Genomic DNA, 23,640 nt, shown 5'->3' on the forward strand with positions numbered 1-23,640 from the left:
TAGCGGTTTATTCCAACCAAAGTTTAAAGTCCTTGACCCGCTCTCGTGCTACGATTACCTCTTGCTCTTTATAACTGTTAAGCTTGATCTGCAGCCTGGAATTCGTATAAGAAATGATGTCCTTAATAGCGTTTATATTGATGTAGAACTTCCTGTTGATCCGAAAGAACACGGCCGGCTCTAATTCTGATTCCAATTGTTCCAAAGTGGTATCTAGTAAGTAATTTCGACCTTCGAAAGTGTGGGCATAGGTACCCTTATTCTCGCTGTAGAAACACTCGATCTCATCTACAGGGATCATTCTCAAGTGTTGTCCAATTTTAACCGTAAAGCGCTTCTTGTACTCGCGTTCCACAGGATTGGTCAATAGCTTTTTGATGTCCTCAAAATTGAGCTGCACATTGCTACTCTGCTTCTGCTGACTCTTGTATTGCGCTATAGCAGCCTTAAGCTCGTCTTCGTCTATGGGTTTGAGCAAATAATCTATGCTGTTCAGCTTAAAGGCCTGTAAGGCGTATTCGTCATAAGCTGTGGTGAAGATGATCGCACTGTTTATCTCGATCTTATCGAAGATCTCAAAGGAAAGACCGTCACTGAGTTGGATATCTAGAAATATAATATCTGGATGTTTATTGGTCTCGAACCAGGCAATAGATTCTTCAACAGAATGCAGCATGGTGAGTACTTCTACCTGATGCGATTCTAACATCCGCATCAATCTGCGGGCAGATGGTTTTTCGTCTTCAATGATGATTACTTGCATAGCAATTTTTTGGCTGGATTAGTATCTGAGATTCTTTTCTTCCTCTTCCTCTTCTTGCATGAATTCGCGGATCTTGCGCTCTTCCCAATTGCGGATAAAGCCCAACTTATCGCTAAAGACCCAAACACCGTGGAAGAATAGACCTATTCCCCAGAACAAAGGTGTGGTAAATATGGTCCAATGCGGAATTTCAACGCCAATACGACCTTCGCTAAAAACAACTACACGTAGAAGAATGATCGCCGTATTTATGATCAAATACACAATAAGGTGATTGTAGAAGCCTTTAATATCGTCTACCTTTTTCTTGGCTCTGCCGTATTTTGAATTCTCGTATGATTTTTTATTTGCCATAATTGTCTGGTTGTTGCTGTTTACTCCCAACGCTGGTTGGAACTGTAATTGTTATCGGTATCCCATTTGATCTTGTCGTCCCAAGATTCGTCTTGAGCGCCGCCATTTTCGTGGAATTCTTCTTCGCGCATGAATTCTCTGATCTTGCGCTCTTCCCAATCCTTGTTGAACATTGGGCTCAGTCTAAATGCCTTCACTGCCTGAAAGGCCAAGCCGATCCCCCATCCGAAGGCAGCCCACAAAAACCAGGCGTAGCTCCAACCGTTGGTCGCATAATTGATCCAAGCCAAAAAGGGGATCATAATGATATACCACATCAAACTGGTGTAGAACTTTTTGAGTTCTTCCACACGCTCCTTCGCACGGATGTATTTGTTCGGGTTTTTAGGACTATTACTCATGTTTTCTAATATTGATACTCAAAGATATTTAAGGGATAAGGCCTTTACAATTCCTTAGGACCCAACGGTCGAATTTTAAGGATGAATTGTATTAGAAATCGTCTTTATCCATAAACTCACGGATCTTGCGTTCCTCCCAGTTCTTGCCTAAGAGCGGGTTGTAATTAAAAACCTCCATCGCATGACCTATAACTCCCAGTCCCCATCCGCCGATAGGAAATAAAGCCCAAGGAAAGTCCGTAGATTTTAAATTCAAGTATATAAAGATGGGCACAAAGATCAGATAGATCGAAAAGTGCACATAGAATCCTTTGATCTTTTCTACGCGTTCTTGCGCCCGCAGATAGCGCTTTTCATTTATAAATTCTTCTTGTACGTTCATCGTAGTAGCTTTTTGTTTGGTGAGTAGCGGCAAGGCCACTACAAATTCATTGTTCAATTCAGAGATCAAAACCGGCCTGTCGGTGAGCAATTGATAGCGTTGTCTAATATTCTGTAAGCCTACACCACTGCTCTTTTTGACCACTTGTTTGGGTTGGATGTTGTTCTTCACAACTAAGGCGCCGTCTTGCTCATATATTGTAATGATAAGTCGCTTGCTAGGGGTTACCATATTGTGTTTTACTGCATTCTCAAGGAGCAGTTGCAAACTCAGCGGCACTACCTTGGCCTCTGGGTTCTCTAATTGCTGCGGAGTGTTGTATTCTATACTATCCTCAAAGCGCATCTTAAGTAGCGACATATACAACTGTGCAAATTCGAGCTCTTCCTGCAAGGTTACCAGATCTTTGTTCTTCTGCTCCAAAACGTAGCGATATACCTTAGAGAGCGAAGTGGTGAACTTGGTCGCCGCCTTAGGGTTCTCTTCGATAAGACTGGTCAACACATTCAAACTGTTGAACAGAAAATGCGGGTCTAACTGGTTTTTAAGCGCATCGAAACTGGCTGCTGCAGAACCGGCAATCTTCTTTTGTTCTTTGACCTGACTATCACGTGTCGACTTGTAATAATAAAAGGTGTAATAAATGGTCAGCATCACTACGGTGATCAAAAGGGCTACCATATAGTACTCCGGTTTCTCGGAGGCCAAGAATTCTCTAATCGGCTTGCCTTCTAAGATGCTGTGAATAAAAAGACGAATAATAACGATAGCTCCGATGGTGGCTCCCAAGCTCGATAAGATCGACTGGGTCAGGTTCTTGGCTTTAAAGAAGTTCTTGCGGTGTTTTTGTAGGTAATAGCTAATGATATAGCCATTGAGTACGAAGAGCGTGACGGAGTAGATCTGATTGATCGTAAACTCTGTGAGCAATTCGCCGAAGGATTCCATCCGCCATCCTAAGAGATAGCTAATGATCATCAACACGATGAAGATGACAATCCCAAAACCAAAACCGCGTGCGGCTTCTTTAAAGAATCGGTTCATAATTATTGTTTACAAGTTCTTTCTATTACCTCTAGGCCGTAGTCCTTTCCGTGCTGCGGATAGAACTCTTCTGTAGCCTCAAAGTCGTCATATAAAAGTATGGCTTTTTGCAAAGCTTCACAGAATTCCGTTGGATCTTGCCCAAAAAAGCGCGCTGTCCCCATATCCCACTCGAGCTTCCCAAAGGCCACTCTGGGGTTTTCTGGAGCCAATTGTCCCGCTTGCTGATAGATCGCTGCCACTTTGGGAGCGTATTGCATGCCGTACTTTTCACCGTCAAAGGCAACCCAAGAGGTATACCACTGCGCTTCCACCACTAAGAGCTCCGGATTGTTAGGGCTAATTCCTTTGGCCAGATTCAAATACTCTTGAGCCTTATTGAGCATAGCTTTGCGTTTTTCCAATTCCGGCTGCTGAAAGCTCTCTATGGTGTTTATGAGCGCCACATAATAAGCTGGCAGCCATTGGTCGGCCTCCGCAGTGGAAATGCGCTCAAAAATGTTTGAGGCCTCTAAAGCTTTGCCACTTTGCCAAGTAGTCAGGGCTTTTTCCATTCCTTTTTGGTACTGTGTTTGCCCGATGCCAGTAAAGACTACTGAGATCATTAAGGCAAGTGTAAATACGATTGTTTGCATGACTGTTCTGATTTATTTGTCGTAAATATCTTTTGATGTTATAGGATTTCACATTTTGAATGACCCAATTGTCATTTTTTACTGCTGAAGTGTTATGGCCGCACTAAAGGTTGTCTAATTGATTGTCGGTACCGTTGTCAGAAATGGTCCAAAAGAAGCCCACAAAGAAGAACTGATCGGCTGCCGGACGCAAGGCCCTGCGATCGAACTGTCCGTTTGCATTGGCGGTATTGGCGTACTGATAACCATTTACATTGCGAAAGCCAAGTAGGTTGTTGACAGAGAAATACAAGATCTTCTGCTGATCTATCAAATAGGCCCAATTAAAGCTCAGGCTGTGAAAATCCTTGGTCTGCTCCTGTAAAAACCCAGGTCTATTCAGATCGGTATACGGCCTGCCGCTGCCGTATTGATAACTCCATCCCAGTTGACTCTTGAGTCCATCTACCCAGAGTTTAGCCACCACAGAAAGGTTGTGGGTATTGGCAAAGTTCGGGGTCGCTGCTGTTGGAAAATTCTGATACTGTCGCTCGGTATCCAAATAGGAGTAACTCACCCAATAATCCAAATTCTTCACCGAAGTATTGTCGCGCCAAAACAGGTCGAAGCCTTGGGCATAACCATTTCCAGCGTTTGCAAACTGACTCTCAAAGCCCGCCATTTGAGTATCAAAAGTGACTAGGTCTTTGTAATCTTTGCGGTACAATTCAGCTCGGAATATCTTACCTTCGTGGCTGAACTGATAGTTCAAGATATAGTGCTGGGTCATCTGCGGATCCAAGCCGGGCGCAAACTTTAAAAAGTCGCTCCCTACCTGCTGATAGAAATTTCCGTAGGCTACAGAAAGTTGGCTGTGGTCTCCCGTTTTATAGGCCGAGGAGATACGCGGCGCCAGACTGAATCTGTCATTTGCTTGGGTGTATTCGCCGCGCAAACCCAGTTTAACGGCAAACTTTTTAGAAAAGATAATATCGCTCTCTGCAAAAGCAGCACTGATGTTGTTGTTAAACCCATAGGCGGCAGAGAAATCTTGGTTGGTAAAGGTCTCATCAAAATCGGTCCAGAATTGTTCTGCTCCAAAGGCCAATTTAAACCTGCTGTTGAATCGCTTCCTTAATTTAAGCTTGGTATGCACCGAGTACTCTGTGTTGTCAATGTCGTTGTCTATAATTGTAAGATCGGTTCCGGCCAAAGTTAAACTAGCTCCAAGATCGAGCTTCCAGCCGTTCTCTAAGCGTTGGTAATAGGAACTGTTGGTATACCAATTGCGGTTCTTTAAACTAAAGAAGAGTCCTTCTTCTAAATTGATGTCTTCTTGGGTCAGGCTAAAATTGGAGTTGTCAAATGCAGTATAGACCTTTAATAGTCCCTCTCCTATCTTGTGTCTGTAAACCGCTTCACCTGCAAAGGTCTCGAAGGGCTTTTCCCAATCATTTCTGTCTGGGTAGAGCACTAAATAAGGCGCCAAATTAATGTAAGAGGCATTTACACTCACAGAACTCTTTTCCCAGAGTTTGGTATGTCCCAAAGAGCCTCCAACGGTCATAAGGGCAATGTCGGTCTTGTTCTGCAACGGCTCGTCTATGGTATTGAGCAAGAGCACACTGGAAAGACCCTGGCCAAACTCCGCAGAATACCCTCCGGTAGAAAAGGTGATCCCGTCAAAGAGAAAGGGCGAATAGCGCCCGCGTGTTGGTATATTGTTGGTTGTGGGAGTATAGGGTGTAAAAACGCGGATCCCATCGATAAATATCTGCGTCTCTCCGGCATCGCCTCCACGTACAAAGAGTCTCCCGTCTTCTGATACCGTTGTGGTTCCGGGTAAGGTTTGAAGCGCCCCCACAAAATCTCCTAAGGCACTCGCCGTGGTAACCACATCTAGCGGTTTTAAAACAGAGACCTTAGAATTATCGCCTGCCTCAAAAGTTCCAGCAGAGAGTACCACGGTTTCTAAAGCATTGAGATCTTCGCGAAGTTTGAGTTCCAGCTTTTGCATGGACTTTACCTCTGCTGTCAATTCCAAGGTCTCAAAACCAATATATGACACCGAAAGTGTTTGCTGTCCGGTCTCTTCGGATTCAAAGCTAAAACTGCCGTCATCGGCTGTAGAGGCGCCATCATAAGTGCCTACTAAATAAACATTGGCTCCCGCCACTGGGTTCCCGGATGGATCTTTGACCACTCCGCTTATCTGTTGTTGTGCAAAACTGTTGGCTATAAAGCCAAATAATATTAGACTAAGTGTAAGTACAAGTGTGGTTACGACTTTTTGCATCTGCTTGTTTTTTCTGATTGATGACACAAAGGTGGGCGCAACTGTTGGGGGTTTCTAATAATTCCTACCGAACTGTAAAAAACAGACCCTCAACTGAAAAAGTGGTATCTTTAAGGGTAACCAATTCAAAAAAGAAATGCGAAAAATTACTCTTGTTTTACTGCTGTGCTTTGCCTTCTCAGGAGTCAAAGCGCAAGACACATTCTCCATAGTCGCGGTAGACCCGGCCACAGGAGAAGTAGGTGCTGCAGGTGCCTCTTGTGTAGATGGCGTGGGCGATCTGGGTGGACTTATTGACATTATCAGTGCGATCATTCCAGGGCGTGGTGGCATAAATTCTCAGGCCTATGTTTGTATTCCCAACGTGAATCTGCAAAACGGAATTGCTCAGATGGAAGCTGGGGCTTCTCCGGCAGAGATCATCTCTTGGTTGTTTGCCAACGACAGCTTTCCTTGCGGAAGTGGCGGCCCTTTTGACGATCCGGCCTACCGCCAATACGGCATTGCCGATTTTAATCCAGATACTGGTGTTCCTCGTACTGCCGGTTATACAGGAGCCAGTGCAGACGACTATAAAGACGACATTCAGGGAGCTACCTACAGCGTTCAAGGAAACATCTTACTCAACGCTACTGTATTGGAAAACATGGAAGCCAACTTTGTAAGCACTACAGGTACTTTGGCAGACAAGCTTATGGCGGCTATGCAAGGCGCGAATTTTGCCGGCGCAGATGCGCGATGTTTAGACCGCGGGACCTCCTCAACTTCCGCTTTCCTGCAGGTTTACCGTCCGGATGATACTCCTGGAAACCCTTATTTGCGTCTCAACATAGAAGAAATGCCATTCGGAGAAGAGCCTATTGACTCCTTGCAAACCCTTTATGACGAATTCCTTGCTGTGCAAGACAATAGTTTAGACATGCAATTGCGCGCCTATCCGAATCCGGCCTCTGAATTCGTGACCATTGCGCACAATCCGAACGTGCAGATCGATACTTATACCGTATTTGATATTAGTGGAAAGCGCTTGAATATCACACCACAAGAATTAGGTCAAGGAAAAGTGAATTTCTCCGTTGCAGATCTGCCTAAAGGTGTCTATTTTGTGCAGCTCATGGCCGATGGTTACAGACAGACCATCAGCTTTATCCGCTCCTAAGCGACTAACTAAACAATTAGAATATGAGTGATGCTGCTAAGATCGATGCCTATATAGAAAAACACAGCAACTGGAAAGAGGCCTTGAGCGAACTAAGAGCTGTGCTTAAACAGACCGAAGCTGTAGAAACTGTCAAATGGGGAATCCCTACCTACACGGTAAACGGCAAGAATGTGATGGGAATTGGCGCCTTTAAGAATCACTTTGGGCTTTGGTTCTTTAACGGCTCTTTCTTGAGCGACCCCAAGGGCGTGCTTCGCAATGCACAAGAAGGCAAAACCCGCGGGATGCGGCAACTCAATTGGAATTCTCTGGACGAAGTTGATCTTGATATGGTTCGCACTTACGCCTTAGAAGCTATAGAGAATCAGAAGCAAGGCAAAGAGATAAATCCGCAGCGAACAACCAAAAAATTAGTTGTCCCGAAAGAATTAAAAGCAGGCTTTGAGGAGGACAAACATTTAAAAGCCGCTTTTGACAAACTCACCCCAGGCAGACAACGAGAATACGCAGACCATATTGGGAGTGCCAAACAAGAAAAGACCCGTTTGAGCCGCTTGGAGAAATGCCGCCCTATGATCATGAGCGGCAAAGGACTGCACGATAAGTACAAGAACTGCTAGACTGCTATGGGCGGTAAAACCTTTAGATCCTCCAGAAGGCAACTTTTCGCCTACCTAAAGCGTGCCTTTTGGGTGCTTGTGGCTTGGGTTCTTATCAGTATCGTGATGTTCTTTTACGAATACAGCATACTGGCTAGCAACAGAGTACTCACTTCTGAATACGACTTTCTTTCCAATTTTATTGCGGTTTTGATCATTTCTTGCTCTGCCGGGATCATTGGTGGCTTACTTACCATACATTTAATGGAAAGGGCCTTGCGCAAGTTCTCTTTCTTGCAGGCCTTTCTGATCATTTTAGTGATCTACACCATAACTGCATTTTTGGTCAGTGCAGCAGGCACAATTTACTTACAGGGTCAAAATATGGATCTGCCCTATTTTGACGAAGATGTCATGGAAGAGACCTTTTTCTTCTTCTCCAGTTGGATGTTCATTAAGAATTATCTCATCTGGCTCTTTATTGTTTTAACTACCCTTGTGGTTTTAATGGTCAACGACAGATTCGGGCCGGGGGTCTTTAAAGATTACCTTTTGGGCAAGTACTTTAGGCCCAAGCAAGAACGCCGGATCTTTATGTTCGCAGACATCCGCAATGCTACTGGAATAGCAGAACAATTGGGCGAGCGCCAATATTTCAACCTACTCAAAGATTTTTTTAGAGACATTGCTCCTGCGGTAATGCACACCTACGGAGAAGTGTATCAGTATGTGGGAGACGAAGTGGTGTTGAGTTGGAAGATGAAACGCGGGCTTAAGAACGCAAATGCCTTGCGCTGCTTTTACTTGATGCAAGAACTCATAAACAACAAGGCAAGTCGCTACCAAGAGCGCTTCGGCTTGGTCCCAGAATTTAAAGTGGGTTATCATTGCGGCAATGTGGTCAGTGGCGAATTAGGACAGATCAAGCGCGAGATCGCCTTTTCCGGCGACGTGCTCAACACCGCCGCCCGAATACAAAGTCAGTGCAACGCCTTTGGGGTTGACATACTTGCCAGTAAGGATTTTGCACAACTCTTGGTGCAGCTACCAGATGGCATCCACAGTAAACCGCTCGGCGCTCATCCGTTAAAGGGAAAATCAGAAGATCTGGAGCTTGTCACTTTTACGGAACAGTAATTGATTAAAATCAGCAAAACCATTTATTATGAAATCAGATACATACACCAAAGTAATTCTGACGGTCATTGCCGTTTGTCTCACCGTGAATACCGCCATGAAACTGGAGCTAGTCCCCTCCGCCTACGCCAATAACGATCTCAACGAACTCAAACCACACAACCAATTCGGTTTGGTACCGCTCAATGAAGACGGGCTGGTAGAAGTGAGCATAAAAGATGTAAACACCTATGACGAACTCTATGTGAATCTGCGCGGTGTTGATACCTCAGAAGAGGTGAATATCAATATTAAGAGTATTGATACTTCGGATGAGTTAGATGTAAATATTGACGAACTGGGCGGGAGTTGGCTCAACCCAGGAGGCCCTCTTAAAGTTCAGATTCAGAACTAGTTATAAATTAATAACGCTATTTTCTTGTTGAATGCTGTAACAAACTACAGCCAATGCTAACAAACTTATGAAGTTGTTTTACTTTTGATTTCTTAAGAGATTTAAGGAAATAACAAACTTCTAACACTAACAATCAACCTTTGGATCAAAGCCTGGAACATAGTTTTGTAAAACAGCTCGAGGAGCATCAAAACGTGGTTCATAAAATATGTCGTCTGTACACCCGCAATCAGGATGCGCATAACGACCTATTTCAGGAGATCACTATACAATTGTGGAAGGCTTATCCTAAGTTTCGCGGCGATGCAAAATTCAGTACTTGGATGTATCGTGTAGCCCTGAATACGGCAATTACCTTATACCGTAAGAGCAAGAAGGGCGTAGCGACTCAGGAGTTCGAAGGGGTTAGTTTTAAGATCGCGTCGGAGAAGTATGATGACACTGTTGAACAACAGTTAAAGCTGATGTATACCGCCGTAAAAGACTTGAACGATATTGACAAGGCCTTGGTGTTCTTGTATCTGGAAGACAAGTCGTATCGTGAAATCTCTGAGACCATGGGTATTTCAGAAGTTAATGCAAGAGTAAAAATGAACAGAATAAAGGAAAAGTTGCGTAAAATCTTAAATCCGTAGAAATTATGGATCAACTCGAACTTTTAAAACAGCAGTGGCAAGCCCGGGAGCAAGAGCTTCCTAAGCTTAGTTTTGATGAGATCTATCCGATGATCTTAAAGAAGTCGTCTTCTGTAGTGAAATGGATCTTGATCGCCAGTGTGATAGAGATCGCCATTTGGATCGGTCTTAATTTTATAATGCCCGAATCGAGTAAAACAATAAATCAAGGGATGGGCCTAAGCCGAGTTTTTACCTTGGTCAACGTTATACATTACACCATTTTTGCCGGCTTTATTTATTTGTTCTATCGCAACTACCAAGCGATAAACAGCACAGACACCATTAAAGAACTCATGCGGAAGATACTGAAGACCCGCCGCACGGTTCGCTATTTTGTCTACTACAATATCGGTACTTCTATACTGATCCTAATTGCCGTAAACATCTACTACTATTTTAACAAAGAACTGCTTTACGAACTCATGAAATCTACCTTTACCGATGGTTTCGCCGAGTTAGATATGGCAACCTTTACCAGTGTGTTCTTTGTTTCCCAGATTGTGGTAGGTATTCTATTTATAGGCTTTATTGCCTTAATCTATTATCTGGTATACGGCCTGATGCTGCGCCGACTCAAGCGCAATTATGTGGAATTAAAGAAAATGGAAGTCTAGAAGATTAATCCTGACGGTAGCGACGCTTCTTGTTCAACTCTTCTGCCTGCGCGAGTTCTTCTTGAGGAATCACCTTTAAGAAAGACGGATGTTGCTCAATTGCGTATTGCAACTTCTCCACGATCTCATCTACAGTTTCGTTTTCGTAATCGATCTCTAAAGGCTCTTTGATCACCATAGATTGCAGGATATTGCGCTTTTTGATACGCAAACCCTTGCGGTCAAAAGAACGTCTAAAACCATCTATAACAATAGGTACAACCAAAGGTTTATTCTGCTTAATGATATGGGCTGTTCCGCGGCGAATAGGCTTCCAAGGCTTGGTGGTTCCCTGCGGAAAGGTGATCACCCAGCCGTCTTGAAGGGCAATGGAGATATTGTTAACATCGCTCAACTTTACCTGCCTGTTGATCTCTTTCCCCTTTTCACGCCAGGTCCGCTCAATACTCACCGAACCGGTATAAGCCAAGATCTTAGGTAAAAGGCCGGCACTCATGGTCTCTTTTGCTGCAACAAAATACAGATTCAATTTGGGCTGCCATAAATAACCGATGTTCTTGATACTGTCTACACGACCACTAAGGCTCGCATTGAAAACATGGAACATGGCTACTACGTCTGCAAAATAGGTCTGGTGATTCGATACAAAGAGCACGTTAGTATCGGGTAGCTCTTTGATGATCTCTGAGCCTTCTATCTGTAACTCGTTAAAGCCTTTAAAACGGCGGTGCGTCATAGCTCCGAGTATACGGATCAACCAACGTTTGATAAAGAGAATATGTCCGAATGGATTTCGCTTAAAAAGCCCCATGTACTGTTATTTGCCCGGCAAAGATACAAAAATGCGCTCCTAACTACAGCTGCTTTAACAGCTCTCGCACCTCATTGAGCATCATGGCTGTGGCTCCCCAGACAATATGTCCGTTAAGCTCAAAGGCCGGAACTTTGATTTTATGCGCATAAGAAGTTGATAATATGCGTGTTGTCAATCTGTCGTCCGAAAGGAACTGCGGCAAGTCCACCTCAACCAAGGCATCGACCTCGGATTCTTGTAAACTAAAATCTGGTGTTGATTCAGCCAGTCCCATATACGGATGCACATAAAAATTACTCGGTGGAATATAAACATGGGTTAGCTCTTTGAGCACCTTGATCTGGTGCGTAGGCACGCCGATCTCCTCTTCGGTCTCGCGCAAAGCCGTTTGCATGAGATTCTCGTCTTGCTTTTCGTAGCTACCTCCGGGGAAGCCGATCTGGGCGGAATGCACGCCTTTATATGTTTTTCTGAGGATGAGCGCAAAGCGGGTCTGCACCTGGGCGTCTGGGTAAAAAAGCACCATTACTCCTGCCCTACGTGCAGATTGGGCCTCTATAGCCTTGCGTTTTAATTCTTGCAGCCGCTCTAATGGCGCCATTTTTAATTGCGCCGCCTCTCCGGGGAGTGGCATCTGCTGAACTTTTGATATTTTTGAGGCGAATTGAGAAAAATCCATAGCATGCGATTCCTGTTGCTCTTTTTTGCGCTTTTGACCCTTACGGCTTGTGAAGATACTAAAAAACAATCCGAGGCTAGTACCCCATCCGCAGTAAGTAAAAAGGTAGACACCACAGCGAAAAAGCCTGAGAAAACCCAAACAAAAGACCTGCGTACTCAGGCACTACCCCTGCTAACCGAAGCAACGGCAGACAGTATCTTAAGAGCCTATGGGAAAGATAACCCGGAGACTCGAGCAAAGATCACCACCAAATACGGTGAAATAGAGATCGAACTCTTTAAAGACACACCGGTGCACCGTGCAAACTTTGTTTACCTAGTTAAAGAAGGATATTTTGACAACACTTACTTTCACAGAGTGGTGCCCAATTTTATCATTCAAGCCGGTAACAGTGATAATGCTGACACCAATCGCAAACGGGCTAAAATTGGCAAATACAGACTTTCTGCCGAGCTGGAGAACGGACGAAGACACAAACGCGGCACCATTTCTGGGGCCAAATGGTATAGAGAGAATCCGGATAATAAATCGGCAGCCTATGAATTCTTTATCTTTTTAGGACCGGAAAAAAGTACCGGACATTTGAACAATAAATACACCATATTTGGGCAGGTCACCAAGGGAATGGACGTGGTAGACACTATTGCCAACCTCCCTGCAGACGAAGGCGAATGGCCCCTCAACAACGTGTATATCAGTATTGAACTTCTGGATTAGGGTTGTTTTCCCTGCGGATAGAAACTGGGCAGGGTCAACTTAAAGACCACGGCAATTAATCTTACGGAAATTATCACACCGGCCGCTAGGCTAAATTGCAACCAGGCCGGGAAGTTGCCGTATTCTGAAGCAAAGAACACCACACCTCCAGCAATACAAGCGGTTGCGTAGATCTCTTTTCTAAAGATTATTGGGATCTCGTTGCACAAAATATCCCGGATCACACCACCAAAGCTCGCGCTTAAGGTACCCAGTATGATACAAATGATCGGGTGAAAATCCGCAGCGATACCCTTTTGAATACCAACCAAGGTGTACAAGGCAATTCCAATGGTATCGAATAAAAATAAGGAACGGCGTAAATAGCTCAAACGCGATCGAAAAATAATTGCAAAAACCGCAGCTCCGGCTATGGTGTAGATATACATCAGATCGTACATCCAGAACACTGGGGCGTCCATAAGCAGATCTCGCACTGTGCCACCACCTACAGAGGTCACAAAGGCAATGATAAAAATGCCAAAAGGATCCAAGCCTTTTTTCATGGCTGTCAAGACTCCGGAAATGGCAAAGGCAATGGTCCCTAACAGATCCACCCACAAGAGCAAACTCATAAACGCTGGGTATAGTAGTTGTAATCCTTAAGAACCGTATCTATATACTGGCGGTCGTAGAGGTCCGAATTACTACCAATTATAGTTTCCACTTTTACGCGCAACAAATTCAGGGTCTTGTAGTCGTTAGAGCGCACCGCAATGCGAAAGGTCTCTTTGATAAGACGAGCGTCTTTATCGGTAAGCTGGGTTACCGTAGTGAATTGCGGGGTGTATTCTTGCTGAATCTCCTCTAAAATTGTGCTGTTAATATTGTATCGTTTTTTAGTACTTATAACTACTGTACCGGCGGCCGAATCGCCAATACGTTGATGTCTATCGCTAAAGATCATGGTCAAGATCCCGATAGCTGGAAAGACCCAAAGATCAACTAAACGCATCATCCAGCGAACCATATAATTAGACCAATGCACTGGAGATCCGTCTATTTTCACTACGCGGATCTGCAAACACATCTTCCCCACTGTACGCCCATCAAAGAGAATGTGCATATAGAGCGAATAGAACATTACCGGCAAGAGCAATAAGGACTGCAAGCCAAAAATAGACCAGTCATCTGCGAACATACGGTCAAAGAGTTGACTCACTTGGCTCAAGATGTAGAAATACAGGAAAAAGATCACAAAATCGATAAGCACGGCCAGAATACGTTCGCCTGCGCTGGCCACTGTATAGCCTAAATTTACGTTCTGGGTAGTGCTAATTTGTAAGTTTGCCATTTGCTTGCAAGTGCTTATCTTTAAGAAAAAAATTACTGAATGCGCGAGGCGGCTTTTGTTAAGCAAAATAAAGAAAAATGGATCGCTTTTGAAAAGGCAATCGCACTTAAGTCGCAGATCAATCCAGATACGCTGGCAGATCATTACATTCATTTGACCAACGATCTGGCCTACGCCCAGACCTACTATCCGGAGTCAAAAACCCTGCTGTACCTCAATTCATTAACTGCACAGGCGCATCAGCAGATATACAAGAACAAAAAAGAAGACAAGAATAGAATCATCAGTTTTTGGAAAGAGGAGTTTCCGCTCTTTTTCTATCAGCACCAACGCACGCTGCTCTATGCCTTTCTAGTCTTTGCAATTGCCATATTTATTGGAGCGATAAGCAGTTTATACGACGACACTTTTGTACGTCTTATTCTGGGCGATCGTTATGTGAACGAGACCTTAAACAACATTGAGAGCGGCAACCCAACGGCCATTTACGGCAGCGGGAGTAATTGGGGAACTTTTTTAGCGATAACCGTCAATAATATTCGGGTATCTATCTTGGCATTTGCCTTTGGGGTCATTACTTCTGTGGGCAGCGCCTATATCTTATTCTCCAACGGAGTCATGGTAGGCGCCTTCTTTACCATGTTTGCCAATAATGAGGTTTTTTGGCAAGCCTCTAAGAACATCATGTTACACGGGGCAATTGAGCTTTCAGTAATTGTGGTAGCAGGCTGCGCCGGAATGGTAATGGGTAACGGGATCTTATTCCCCAAGACCTTTTCCAGAAGACTGTCATTTACCCGAGCCGCCAAGGACGGACTCAAAATAGTGGTCAGCACCTTTCCGTTCTTTATTATAGCGGGATTTATAGAAGGCTTTATTACACGATACAACACTATGCCGGTCTGGCTGGCTTCGCTGATCATTGGCGGTTCATTTGCCTTGATCATCTTTTATTATATCATTTACCCGATCCAACTCCACAGAGCCCATGCAGCACGATAAAGTAGAGTTTAGACAGAAGCTGGATTTTGGTCAGCTCATTTCATATTTTTTTGATTTCGTAAAAGTCAACTGGAAAGATTTTAGCAATATATTCTTGCGTTATAACGGCTGGTTCATGCTAATCTTTATCGGTCTGAGTTATTTAATGGTCTCTGGTTACTTTGGGATCATTAGCGGAATAGGAATCTATACAGAAAACAACAATACCGACAGCTACGCCGCCATGGCCGGTTTTGGGGTTATTCTATATCTACTGATGCTTTTATTGGTCGGAGCCGTGAACTACGGCCTGAGTTCGGCCTATATGTCTGTGTACTTTAACCGCGATAATACCGAGATACCCATAGACGGCAAAGAAGTGTGGCGATTACTTAAAAAACGCTCCGGTAGCCTGGCCGTTTTTATGATCTTATTGGTGTTGCTGTTTATTGGATGGTTTATCCTTTTTGTCATTGTGAATTTTATTCCTGTACTCGGTTTTTTTGTTGGATATGCGATCTTGTTCATGCTCGTGGCTTGGGCGGGGGTGTCTTGTATGGCAATGATTCACAAGGATCTAGGCCCTGCAGACGCTTTGGGCGTTGGCTGGAACTTGGTCATGTCCAGTTTTTGGAAATGTGTAGGGATAAACTTTGTAATGGGGCTTATCATTGGTTTTCTGCGGATAGCTATCTTGAGCATTCCCATGATCATAGCCGGAGTGGTATTCTATCACGCCGTGAACGAACAAAGCGCACAAATGACAGACAGTATAGTGACCATTATTTGGACCTTGTTCTTATCTATCGCAACCTTGGTTTCTATCTATGCGCAGGCCATAAGTCAGTTCATGAACGCCGGCCTGTACCTCTCCCTACAAGAAACCAAGACCAATACATTTTTACGCACTAAAATAGAACAGATAGGCGTTGGGGAATAAACAGCTCATATTCTTACTCTTACTCGTTTTGCCTTTGCTTTCTTTTGGGCAACAGCAAGCTACGCCCATTACTTATGATAACGAGCAAATGGAAGCCCGCAGCTTTGACGGCGAGCTGCAAGATAAATACAGCGGTAGCAGTTTTAATTATGAAGAAGGTGGCGGGACTGGCGAGAATCTCATCGGTCGGGTCATTGGTGGTTTCTTGCAATGGTTGGCAGAGCTATTTGGGGTGGAGTTGAGTCCAGAGACCTACAAGGTAGTAGAAACCATACTTTACGTATTGCTTATTGCGATAGGCCTTTATTTGATGGTGCGCTTGCTTTTAGGGCAACAGGCCACAGCTTTCTTTGGAGGCAATAACACCGCCTTAGCACCCATGCGTACCCAAGAAGAAGACTTGACTCAGATAGATCTACAGGCACTGATAAACGAGGCCTTACAACAAGGAGACTATCGTTTGGCGGTGCGCTACCTATTTTTAAAGAGCCTCAAGGACCTTTCTGGCAAAAGGCTCATAGACTGGCATTTTGAAAAGACCAATACCGACTACCTCAACGAATTAGAATCCGCAGAAATAAAAACGGAATTTCGAGCAGTAAGCCGCCTTTACGACTATGTCTGGTATGGTGAATTTCCAATAGATCAACAGCGTTTTCATCAGGCGCAGCAGCGTTTTGAGCAACTCCAAAAAACCATTGCACGCCATGGATAAACGCTCTAAACGCATACTGGTGGCCTTTGGTATTGCCTTGGTTGTTTTAATGGTGGTAGAGATCATACGGCCAAAACCGCTGGACTGGTCACCCAATTATACAACAACAGCCAAGTCCCCGCTTGGGGCTCATGTCACTTTCGAAGAACTGCCTGGTTTTTTTAATACCGACCTTAAACGGATTACAGAAGATCCGTTTGAATTCTTGCAACGCACAGAATACGGCTCCGGGGAACTCTATTTCTTTGTCAACTCGCGTTTGAATCTAGATGGTAACCAAGTGGAACGCTTGTTGCAATTCGCAGAAAAAGGAAATACGGTCTTTTTGTCTGCCAACTATTTTGGCGAGACGCTCAGAGATACCTTTAAAATTGCTCTTTCAAGGGAGTATACCTTCAGAGAAGCCGAGATCCGTCCGCAGTTATACAACGACAATCTAAAACTCAAGCAGCGACCGGTTTTCCAAAAGACAGTGATCCCGGTTCAATTCACCGAGATAGACACGCTCAACACCACAGCTCTGGGCTATATGGATGTAGTGAACAAGAATTTGGTCACCGAAGAACGCGAAGAAGGCCTACTGAATTTTATACGGGTTCCTGTGGGCAAAGGCGCTTTCTATTTACATACCCTACCGCAAGCCTTTAGCAACTATTATATGTTAGATGAGCACCAGGCCTATGCGGAAGCGGTGCTCTCCTATCTGGATCCGGAAAAGGTCTATTGGGACGAACACCTCAAGGCCGGACGCGTATTTATTGGTAGTCCGCTGCGTTATGTGTTGAACCAGCCAGGACTAAAATGGGCTTATTATTTGGCCTTGCTCGGCTTGCTGTTGTTTGTATTGGTAAGAGCCAAACGAGAACAGCGGATGATCCCTTTGGTGGAGCCCCTGCGCAACGACAGCAAGGATTTTACCGCTACCATAGGCAATCTGCATTTTCAATACAAGAATTACAGCAATATCATAGCCAAGCGCATCACTTACTTTTTAGAAAGAGTGCGTTCGGATTACTTTTTAAATACTGCGGAGCTAGACCAGGCCTTTACAGAGCGACTGGCCAGTAAAAGCGGAAATAGCAAAGAAGACACCCAAAAACTAGTTGGGCTGATCAATAGCCTGAAAGGAAAAAGTTTACATACTGAGTCCGATCTTATTCGACTCAATAAAGCATTAGAGAATTTTTTTAAATAAGCATTATGGAAGAGCAGAACAAGCCGCAAGACGAGCAGTCACAAGAGCAGCAAATCCCGCAGCAAGCAGAAGCGGCAAGCGAACCCACTAACGATATGGGCTTTAACGCACGTATAGACCTAAGCGCCTTAAGTGAGGCCGTAACACAGATAAAAGCAGAGATCGGGAAGATCATTGTTGGGCAAGAGCAAATGGTAGAACTGCTGGTAATCTCTTTACTGGCCAACGGACACTCACTTATTGAAGGCGTACCAGGAGTGGCCAAAACAGTGACAGCAAAGCTACTGGCCAAATCGTTGAATGTGGATTTTAACCGCATACAGTTCACACCAGACCTCATGCCAAGTGATATACTGGGAACCTCAATTTTCAATGTTAAGGATCAAGAATTCGAATTCAAAGCCGGACCGATCTTCTCCAATATAGTTTTGATCGATGAGATAAACCGAGCTCCTGCCAAAACACAGGCTGCACTCTTTGAAGTGATGGCAGAAAGACAGATCACCATAGATGGGGTACAGAACAATATGAACCGTCCTTTCTTGGTCTTCGCCACCCAGAATCCGATTGAACAAGAAGGTACCTATGCCTTACCTGAAGCACAGCTAGACCGTTTTCTCTTTAAGATCAATGTCGATTATCCGCAGCTAGAAGAAGAAATACTGATTCTACAAAACGAACATAAGCGAGAAGATCACGACCCCTTTGAGGATATCAAACCCGTACTGACGGCCGAAAAGATCATCGGATATCAGCAAACGGTAAAAAAGATCTTAATAGAGGATAACCTGATCAAATATATCGCTGGTTTGGTGAATCAAACGCGTACCAATGCGAATTTGTATTTGGGAGCCTCTCCACGAGCCTCCATAGCGATAATGAATAGCGCCAAGGCCAAAGCCGCTATAGAAGGACGCGACTTTGTAACCCCAGACGATATTAAAACGGTTACCGTACCAGTACTGCGCCATAGAGTAATAGTAACTCCGGAGCGCGAAATGGAAGGCTTCACCGCAGACCGCGTAATTGCACAGATCATAGAATCCCAAGAAATTCCTCGATAAGTGCGCAGCTTCTTTAAAAGTCTATATCTGAGAAACCGCTTCTTTGCGGCGCTGATCGGCATAGTGTTGCTCTTTGTGATCTCGTATTTTTATGAAGATCTCTTTGGAGTTGCCCGACTGCTGCTCACCGTACTTGTGGTTTTGACACTACTGGATATGCTTTTATTGTATCGGAACAAAACAGGAATAGAAGCCTCTAGGTCTTTACCAGAGAAACTCTCCAATGGCGATGAGAACGATGTAAAGCTGCAATTGCGCAACAGTTATCGATTCCCGGTGGGGGTTAGAATTATTGACGAACTGCCTAAGCAATGGCAAATTCGCGATTTTGAGATCCACACTCAGATCGCATCCGCAGCAACAAAGGCCACTACTTATCAAGTACGCCCTACCGAGCGTGGAGAATATCATTTTGGCAATTTGAATGTATTTAGTGCTACCATTTTAGGTTTGGTTTGGCGCAGGCAACAATACGACCACAATGCCATGGTGCCCAATTACCCGTCTTTCTTACAACTCAAAAAGTACGAGTTCGTGGCATTTACCAATAAGTTGAAAATGTTTGGTCTCAAGAAGATCCGCAGAATTGGGCACACCCTAGAATTCGAACAGATCAAAGATTACGTAAGCGGAGACGATGTGCGCAATATAAATTGGAAGGCCACTGCCAAGAAGAACGACCTGATGGTGAACCAGTATCAGGACGAAAAATCACAGCCTGTTTACTCGGTGATCGATACCGGACGCGTAATGAAGATGCCTTTTAACCAGCTTAGCCTATTGGATTATGCCATTAATGCCACCCTGGTGATCTCCAATATAGTTTTAAAGAAACAAGACAAAGCCGGCATGTTCACCTTTTCGCGTAAGGTGGAAAATCAGATCGTGGCCAAACAAAGGCGTTCACAGATGAATTTGATCTTAGAAACGCTTTACAACATTAACACAGACTTTGCAGAAAGTGATTTTTCACGTTTGTATGTGGATATCAAACGCCGGATAAAATCGAGAAGTCTGCTGCTACTCTACACCAATTTTGAGACCTTAGATGCCTTGCACAGACAGCTGCCCTATTTGCAGGCCATTGCTAAAACGCATCTCTTGGTGGTGATCTTCTTTGAGAATACAGAGCTGGCTGCCATGGCCAAAGAGCCAGCAGAAACCACTCGGGCGATCTTTCAAAAGACCATAGCGGAAAAATTCATCTATGAGAAGAAGCTCATTGCCAACGAGCTCAAGAAATACGGGATTCAAGCCATACTTACCGCGCCGGAGAATCTCACCATAAATACCATTAACAAGTATCTAGAAATCAAGGCTAGAGGACTGCTCTAACAGTTCACCCTGCTTTTTTTACAGTTCGGTCTTTTGTTTTATGTAGGCCGATAGTCCTGCTGCATCTTTGTGCTGTACAACAATAAAAACACACACCATGTCAGTCAGAAACATCATCTTTACACTTACCCTAATGCTCTTAGGAGCGATCCAATCCGCCTTTGCCCAACAAGAATCCGCAGCAACCGGAATAAGCATCACCGTAACCGTACCCATGCAAAGTACAGAAGGCAAAGTGATCTTTGGGCTTCACAACGAAGCTACCTTTATGAAAGCGCCACTACAAGGACAGATCAGTCAAATTGTAGACGGAAAAGCTACCGTGACCTTTAGTGGAGTTGCTCCAGGAACTTATGCCGTAATGTGCTTTCACGACCGTAACAACGACGATCAGATGAACTTTCAGGCCAACGGCATGCCGCTAGAAGACTACGGAGTATCTAACAACAATATGGCTATGGGGCCTCCTAGCTGGAGCGACGCTAAATTCGAAGTAGGCACTCAAGACCTGGAATTAGAGATCCGCATGTAAACAACTTCTCTTAGTTTGTAAAAAAGAGATTCCTTGAAAATGGGAATCTTTTTTTTATAAGCAATCTCTAACAGATGGTAGCTTGCAATAAATTTTAACTATTATCGTATCTTTGCAGCAAAGCAGCAGCATGACCATTACACAGCTTAAATATGTACTCGCAGTAGCGGAGCATCAGAATTTTACAAAGGCAGCAGAAAAGACCTTTGTAACGCAGCCTACTTTGAGTATGCAAATACAAAAACTGGAAGATCAATTAGATGTATTGATCTTTGACCGCACTAAAAAACCGATCGCGCTCACAGAGATTGGTAAGAAAATTGTGCAGCAGGCCAAAAATATTGTCAATGAGGCCGACAGGATCCAAGACATTGTAGATCAACAAAAAGGATTTATTGGCGGGGAATTCAAATTGGGGATAATTCCAACAGTGATGCCTACCTTACTGCCAATGTTCCTCAGGAATTTCACCAATAAATTTCCCAAGGTACACCTCAAGATAGAGGAACTCAATACAGACGATCTGATCCAGAAATTGGACGAAGGGCACTTAGATGCCGGAATCGCTGCAACTCCGCTCTTGCAAGAGAATATCAAGGAAAGAGTACTCTATTATGAACCTTTTGTGGGTTATATTCCACAACAACACCGCTTGGCCAGTACAAGCCGCATAACCATTGGCGATTTGGACATAGATGATATCTTGCTTTTAGAAGATGGTCACTGCTTTAGAGATGGTGTTATAAACCTCTGCAAATCGGCTAAGACGAATTTAGACGACCGTTTTCAGATAGAAAGCGGAAGTTTTGAAACCCTTATAAAACTATCAGAAGAAGGCATGGGCATGACCTTACTGCCCTATCTGCACACCTTAGACCTGGGTGAAAAGCAAAAGGCCAACCTGCACCACTTTAACGATCCTGCTCCTGCCCGTGAGGTGAGTTTGATCTACCCAAAGAGTGAGCTGAAGATACAAATCATAGACGCCATGTTCGATGTGATCTCTGGCGTAGTTAGGGGAGCCATAGCCTACCAGGACGTACAGATCATAAGTCCGCTGCCTAATAAAAAGTAATTGTAGAGTTTACAGCTTCATAGGCTGCAAGTGAAGTCCGTAATAGAACTTTAACGCAGGCTATGAAGCATAAAAAAAGCCTCCAGATGGAGGCTTTTTCTTATGGATTTAAATAAATAAGACATTGATTTAATTCGGGGTTCTGCTTGATCAGTGAATTTACCCAAATTCGGAGTTCCTCAATTTCATGGGGAAGCAATCTATTCATTGCTTTTTTTAACTCTTTGCAGAACAACTGCGGATCAAAGCTGACCTTAGCCAGCACCGCTTTGGTGTAATCAAACATCGCTCTTGCCATAGTTTAATTTAATTAAGTTAGGGTAAAAAGCGTAATGATGTTGCAATAGGCGTTTTGTTTAATCTTGACCTCAAGATAATAAAAAATCCAATATAGAAATTCACTACAAAGTCAGTTTTAACATCAATATTGCCATTTTTTAAGACTAAAATAACAGTTTGCCTCCTTACTTAGAAGCTGCGGTCTCCGTCTAAAAGATCGCCTAAACCACCGAGTATACTGCCTTCTCCTTTATCCTTACCACCTCCTCTAGGAGCTGCTGCCCAAACACGACCAGCCAAACGGCTAAAGGGCAAAGATTGAATATATACCGTGCCGGGTCCTGTTAAACTGGCAAAGAACATACCTTCTCCCCCAAAAATGGTATTCTTGATACCGCCAACAAACTCAATGTCATAGTCTACAGTTTGGTCAAAACCAATAATACAACCTGTATCTACTTTGAGTTTTTCTCCCGGACGCAGTTCTTTAACCGCTGTGGTTCCTCCTGCATGTACAAAAGCTAAACCATCACCTTCTAACTTTTGCATGATAAAGCCTTCGCCACCAAATAGGCCACGGCCTAACTTCTTAGAGAATTCAATGCCAACGGACACGCCTTTGGCGGCGCAGAGAAAGGCGTCTTTCTGACATATGAACTTTCCGCCCTGCTTGGCCAGGTCTATAGCGATGATCTTACCTGGGTAAGGCGAAGCAAAGCTCACTTTGCGTTTGTCATAGGCATTATTGAGATAGGCTGTCATAAACAGGCTCTCTCCGGTAAGTAAGCGTTTACCTGCTCCCCAAAGCTTTCCCATAAAACTCTTGTCTTGTTTGGAACCGTCTCCAAAGATGGTTTGCATCTCAATCTCGGTTTCCATCATCATTAGGCTGCCGGCCTCTGCAATTACAGATTCGTTTGGGTCGAGTTCTATCTCGACATATTGCATTTCCTCTCCGTAGATGTGATAATCAATTTCGTGTGCTGTCATATTGAATGTTTGGTTTATTCAATTAGTGTAAGTAGCACAAGATTGTTACACCTATATATATTATTTAGATGTTAAGGCTGAGGATAGTTGTTAGGATCGCAGCTTTACCGTCCACTCAAAATCGAAAGAAGAGACCACGACTCCATCGGTATTGGTACCTTGTGCATGCATCCAGCAGGTTTGGCCTTCTCCGCTTGCTATTGCTTTTTGGATCGCTTGACGAATCGCTAGTCCATCGTTACAAGTAAAGGTGATTCTCCCCTTGGCTTTTTTACTGAAGTTAGCTTTGTTATTAGCCACTAACATAGAAACCGGTTTTCCTTGGACCTTGATCTCGTCCATAACCAAGGCTCCTGTAGCTAGCTCCGCAGCCATTCCTTGAACGGCCCAAAACATGGAATTGAACGGATTTTGATTGATCCATCTGTGTTTTACAGTCGTTGTACAGCTTTCTTGAGAAATGCTCTTTAAGCGGACTCCTGTTAAAAAGGCGGAGGGTAATTTAAAGGCGATAAAGGTGTTGATCTTTCCGGGAGTTAGCGGCATAGCAA

28 protein-coding genes are annotated in these 23,640 nt (G+C 44.1%); 15 read left to right on the forward strand and 13 right to left on the reverse strand.

Translation table 11 applies throughout. The features are described 5' to 3' along the window. Positions 1-7 precede the first annotated feature (7 nt). From BTO09_RS00955 to BTO09_RS00980, 6 genes are all read right to left on the reverse strand, one after another. Entirely contained in the window at positions 8-763 is a 756-nt protein-coding gene (locus BTO09_RS00955; RefSeq protein WP_087522874.1) for a LytTR family DNA-binding domain-containing protein, read from the reverse strand. Between the two features lie 18 nt (positions 764-781). Next, on the reverse strand, positions 782-1,117 hold the full coding sequence (locus BTO09_RS00960; protein WP_087522875.1) for a 2TM domain-containing protein: 336 nt from the start codon (positions 1,115-1,117) through the stop codon (positions 782-784). A 20-nt stretch (positions 1,118-1,137) separates the two neighbouring features. Next, complete coding sequence (locus BTO09_RS00965; protein ID WP_087522876.1) at positions 1,138-1,518, reverse strand: 2TM domain-containing protein; 381 nt, start codon at positions 1,516-1,518, stop codon at positions 1,138-1,140. 91 nt (positions 1,519-1,609) lie between these two features. Beyond that, positions 1,610-2,944 (reverse strand): 2TM domain-containing protein, encoded by a 1,335-nt coding sequence (locus tag BTO09_RS00970; protein ID WP_087522877.1) that lies wholly within the window; start codon positions 2,942-2,944, stop codon positions 1,610-1,612. 2 nt (positions 2,945-2,946) lie between these two features. Next, entirely contained in the window at positions 2,947-3,579 is a 633-nt protein-coding gene (locus tag BTO09_RS00975; protein ID WP_087522878.1) for a hypothetical protein, read from the reverse strand. Between the two features lie 103 nt (positions 3,580-3,682). Then, a complete protein-coding gene (locus tag BTO09_RS00980; RefSeq protein ID WP_087522879.1) occupies positions 3,683-5,854 on the reverse strand; it encodes a TonB-dependent receptor in 2,172 nt (723 codons plus the stop codon). Between the two features lie 136 nt (positions 5,855-5,990). Between BTO09_RS00980 and BTO09_RS00985 the strand changes: the two genes are divergently transcribed. The 6 genes from BTO09_RS00985 to BTO09_RS01010 all read left to right on the forward strand — a co-directional run bounded on the left by BTO09_RS00985 (position 5,991) and on the right by BTO09_RS01010 (position 10,437). After that, positions 5,991-7,013: a DUF1028 domain-containing protein gene (locus BTO09_RS00985; protein ID WP_087522880.1), complete on the forward strand. Its 1,023-nt coding sequence runs from the start codon at positions 5,991-5,993 to the stop codon at positions 7,011-7,013. Positions 7,014-7,036: 23 nt separating this feature from the next. Then, complete coding sequence (locus BTO09_RS00990; RefSeq protein WP_087522881.1) at positions 7,037-7,636, forward strand: YdeI family protein; 600 nt, start codon at positions 7,037-7,039, stop codon at positions 7,634-7,636. Positions 7,637-7,642: 6 nt separating this feature from the next. After that, complete coding sequence (locus BTO09_RS00995) at positions 7,643-8,752, forward strand: adenylate/guanylate cyclase domain-containing protein (protein WP_087522882.1); 1,110 nt, start codon at positions 7,643-7,645, stop codon at positions 8,750-8,752. A gap of 28 nt (positions 8,753-8,780) precedes the next feature. Further along, positions 8,781-9,146, forward strand: a complete 366-nt coding sequence (locus tag BTO09_RS01000; RefSeq protein ID WP_087522883.1) for a hypothetical protein — start codon at positions 8,781-8,783, stop codon at positions 9,144-9,146. A 140-nt stretch (positions 9,147-9,286) separates the two neighbouring features. Next, a complete protein-coding gene (locus tag BTO09_RS01005; protein ID WP_087522884.1) occupies positions 9,287-9,781 on the forward strand; it encodes an RNA polymerase sigma factor in 495 nt (164 codons plus the stop codon). A 5-nt stretch (positions 9,782-9,786) separates the two neighbouring features. After that, positions 9,787-10,437 (forward strand): hypothetical protein, encoded by a 651-nt coding sequence (locus tag BTO09_RS01010; protein WP_087522885.1) that lies wholly within the window; start codon positions 9,787-9,789, stop codon positions 10,435-10,437. Positions 10,438-10,441: 4 nt separating this feature from the next. Here BTO09_RS01010 and BTO09_RS01015 read toward each other — a convergent pair whose 3' ends face one another. Beyond that, the gene (locus tag BTO09_RS01015; RefSeq protein ID WP_087522886.1) at positions 10,442-11,248 is read right to left on the reverse strand and encodes a 1-acyl-sn-glycerol-3-phosphate acyltransferase; all 807 of its coding nucleotides are present in this window, start codon (positions 11,246-11,248) and stop codon (positions 10,442-10,444) included. Positions 11,249-11,291: 43 nt separating this feature from the next. After that, positions 11,292-11,885 (reverse strand): CoA pyrophosphatase, encoded by a 594-nt coding sequence (locus BTO09_RS01020; protein WP_369826893.1) that lies wholly within the window; start codon positions 11,883-11,885, stop codon positions 11,292-11,294. Positions 11,886-11,933: 48 nt separating this feature from the next. Here BTO09_RS01020 and BTO09_RS01025 point away from each other — a divergent pair, with 48 nt between their 5' ends. After that, positions 11,934-12,650 (forward strand): peptidylprolyl isomerase, encoded by a 717-nt coding sequence (locus BTO09_RS01025; protein ID WP_087522887.1) that lies wholly within the window; start codon positions 11,934-11,936, stop codon positions 12,648-12,650. Here BTO09_RS01025 and BTO09_RS01030 read toward each other — a convergent pair. Both BTO09_RS01030 and BTO09_RS01035 read right to left on the reverse strand, forming a co-directional pair. Beyond that, positions 12,647-13,264, reverse strand: a complete 618-nt coding sequence (locus BTO09_RS01030; RefSeq protein WP_087522888.1) for a trimeric intracellular cation channel family protein — start codon at positions 13,262-13,264, stop codon at positions 12,647-12,649. The two genes, BTO09_RS01025 and BTO09_RS01030, sit on opposite strands and share 4 nt — an antisense overlap. Then, positions 13,261-13,983, reverse strand: a complete 723-nt coding sequence (locus BTO09_RS01035; protein WP_087522889.1) for an RDD family protein — start codon at positions 13,981-13,983, stop codon at positions 13,261-13,263. The genes BTO09_RS01030 and BTO09_RS01035 overlap by 4 nt, the downstream gene beginning before the upstream one ends. 39 nt (positions 13,984-14,022) lie before the next feature. On the opposite strand from BTO09_RS01035, the gene BTO09_RS01040 reads away from it, so the two are divergent. From BTO09_RS01040 to BTO09_RS01075, 8 genes are all read left to right on the forward strand, one after another. Continuing rightward, positions 14,023-14,985, forward strand: coding sequence for a stage II sporulation protein M (locus BTO09_RS01040; RefSeq protein WP_087522890.1), 963 nt, complete (start codon positions 14,023-14,025; stop codon positions 14,983-14,985). Further along, complete coding sequence (locus BTO09_RS01045) at positions 14,972-15,904, forward strand: hypothetical protein (protein WP_087522891.1); 933 nt, start codon at positions 14,972-14,974, stop codon at positions 15,902-15,904. Before BTO09_RS01040 ends, BTO09_RS01045 begins: the two co-directional genes overlap by 14 nt. Next, positions 15,894-16,619 carry a DUF4129 domain-containing protein gene (locus BTO09_RS01050; protein ID WP_087522892.1) on the forward strand — a complete coding sequence of 242 codons (726 nt, stop codon included), beginning with the start codon at positions 15,894-15,896 and terminating at the stop codon, positions 16,617-16,619. The genes BTO09_RS01045 and BTO09_RS01050 overlap by 11 nt, the downstream gene beginning before the upstream one ends. Beyond that, on the forward strand, positions 16,612-17,814 hold the full coding sequence (locus BTO09_RS01055) for a DUF4350 domain-containing protein (protein ID WP_087522893.1): 1,203 nt from the start codon (positions 16,612-16,614) through the stop codon (positions 17,812-17,814). Before BTO09_RS01050 ends, BTO09_RS01055 begins: the two co-directional genes overlap by 8 nt. 5 nt (positions 17,815-17,819) lie before the next feature. Next, complete coding sequence (locus BTO09_RS01060) at positions 17,820-18,878, forward strand: MoxR family ATPase (protein ID WP_087522894.1); 1,059 nt, start codon at positions 17,820-17,822, stop codon at positions 18,876-18,878. After that, a complete protein-coding gene (locus BTO09_RS01065; protein ID WP_087522895.1) occupies positions 18,879-20,213 on the forward strand; it encodes a DUF58 domain-containing protein in 1,335 nt (444 codons plus the stop codon). It begins immediately after the preceding gene. Positions 20,214-20,310: 97 nt separating this feature from the next. Then, complete coding sequence (locus tag BTO09_RS01070) at positions 20,311-20,745, forward strand: DUF2141 domain-containing protein (protein ID WP_232454979.1); 435 nt, start codon at positions 20,311-20,313, stop codon at positions 20,743-20,745. Between the two features lie 130 nt (positions 20,746-20,875). Next, positions 20,876-21,820: a LysR substrate-binding domain-containing protein gene (locus BTO09_RS01075; protein WP_087522896.1), complete on the forward strand. Its 945-nt coding sequence runs from the start codon at positions 20,876-20,878 to the stop codon at positions 21,818-21,820. A gap of 100 nt (positions 21,821-21,920) precedes the next feature. Here BTO09_RS01075 and BTO09_RS01080 read toward each other — a convergent pair whose 3' ends face one another. From BTO09_RS01080 to BTO09_RS01090, 3 genes are all read right to left on the reverse strand, one after another. Beyond that, positions 21,921-22,118: a hypothetical protein gene (locus tag BTO09_RS01080; protein WP_087522897.1), complete on the reverse strand. Its 198-nt coding sequence runs from the start codon at positions 22,116-22,118 to the stop codon at positions 21,921-21,923. Between the two features lie 170 nt (positions 22,119-22,288). Then, entirely contained in the window at positions 22,289-23,089 is an 801-nt protein-coding gene (locus BTO09_RS01085) for a TIGR00266 family protein (protein ID WP_087522898.1), read from the reverse strand. Positions 23,090-23,179: 90 nt separating this feature from the next. After that, positions 23,180-23,635 carry a DUF4442 domain-containing protein gene (locus BTO09_RS01090; RefSeq protein WP_087522899.1) on the reverse strand — a complete coding sequence of 152 codons (456 nt, stop codon included), beginning with the start codon at positions 23,633-23,635 and terminating at the stop codon, positions 23,180-23,182. Positions 23,636-23,640 lie beyond the last annotated feature (5 nt).

The sequence above is a fragment of the Gilvibacter sp. SZ-19 genome (assembly GCF_002163875.1).
In the GTDB taxonomy this organism is placed as follows: domain Bacteria; phylum Bacteroidota; class Bacteroidia; order Flavobacteriales; family Flavobacteriaceae; genus Gilvibacter.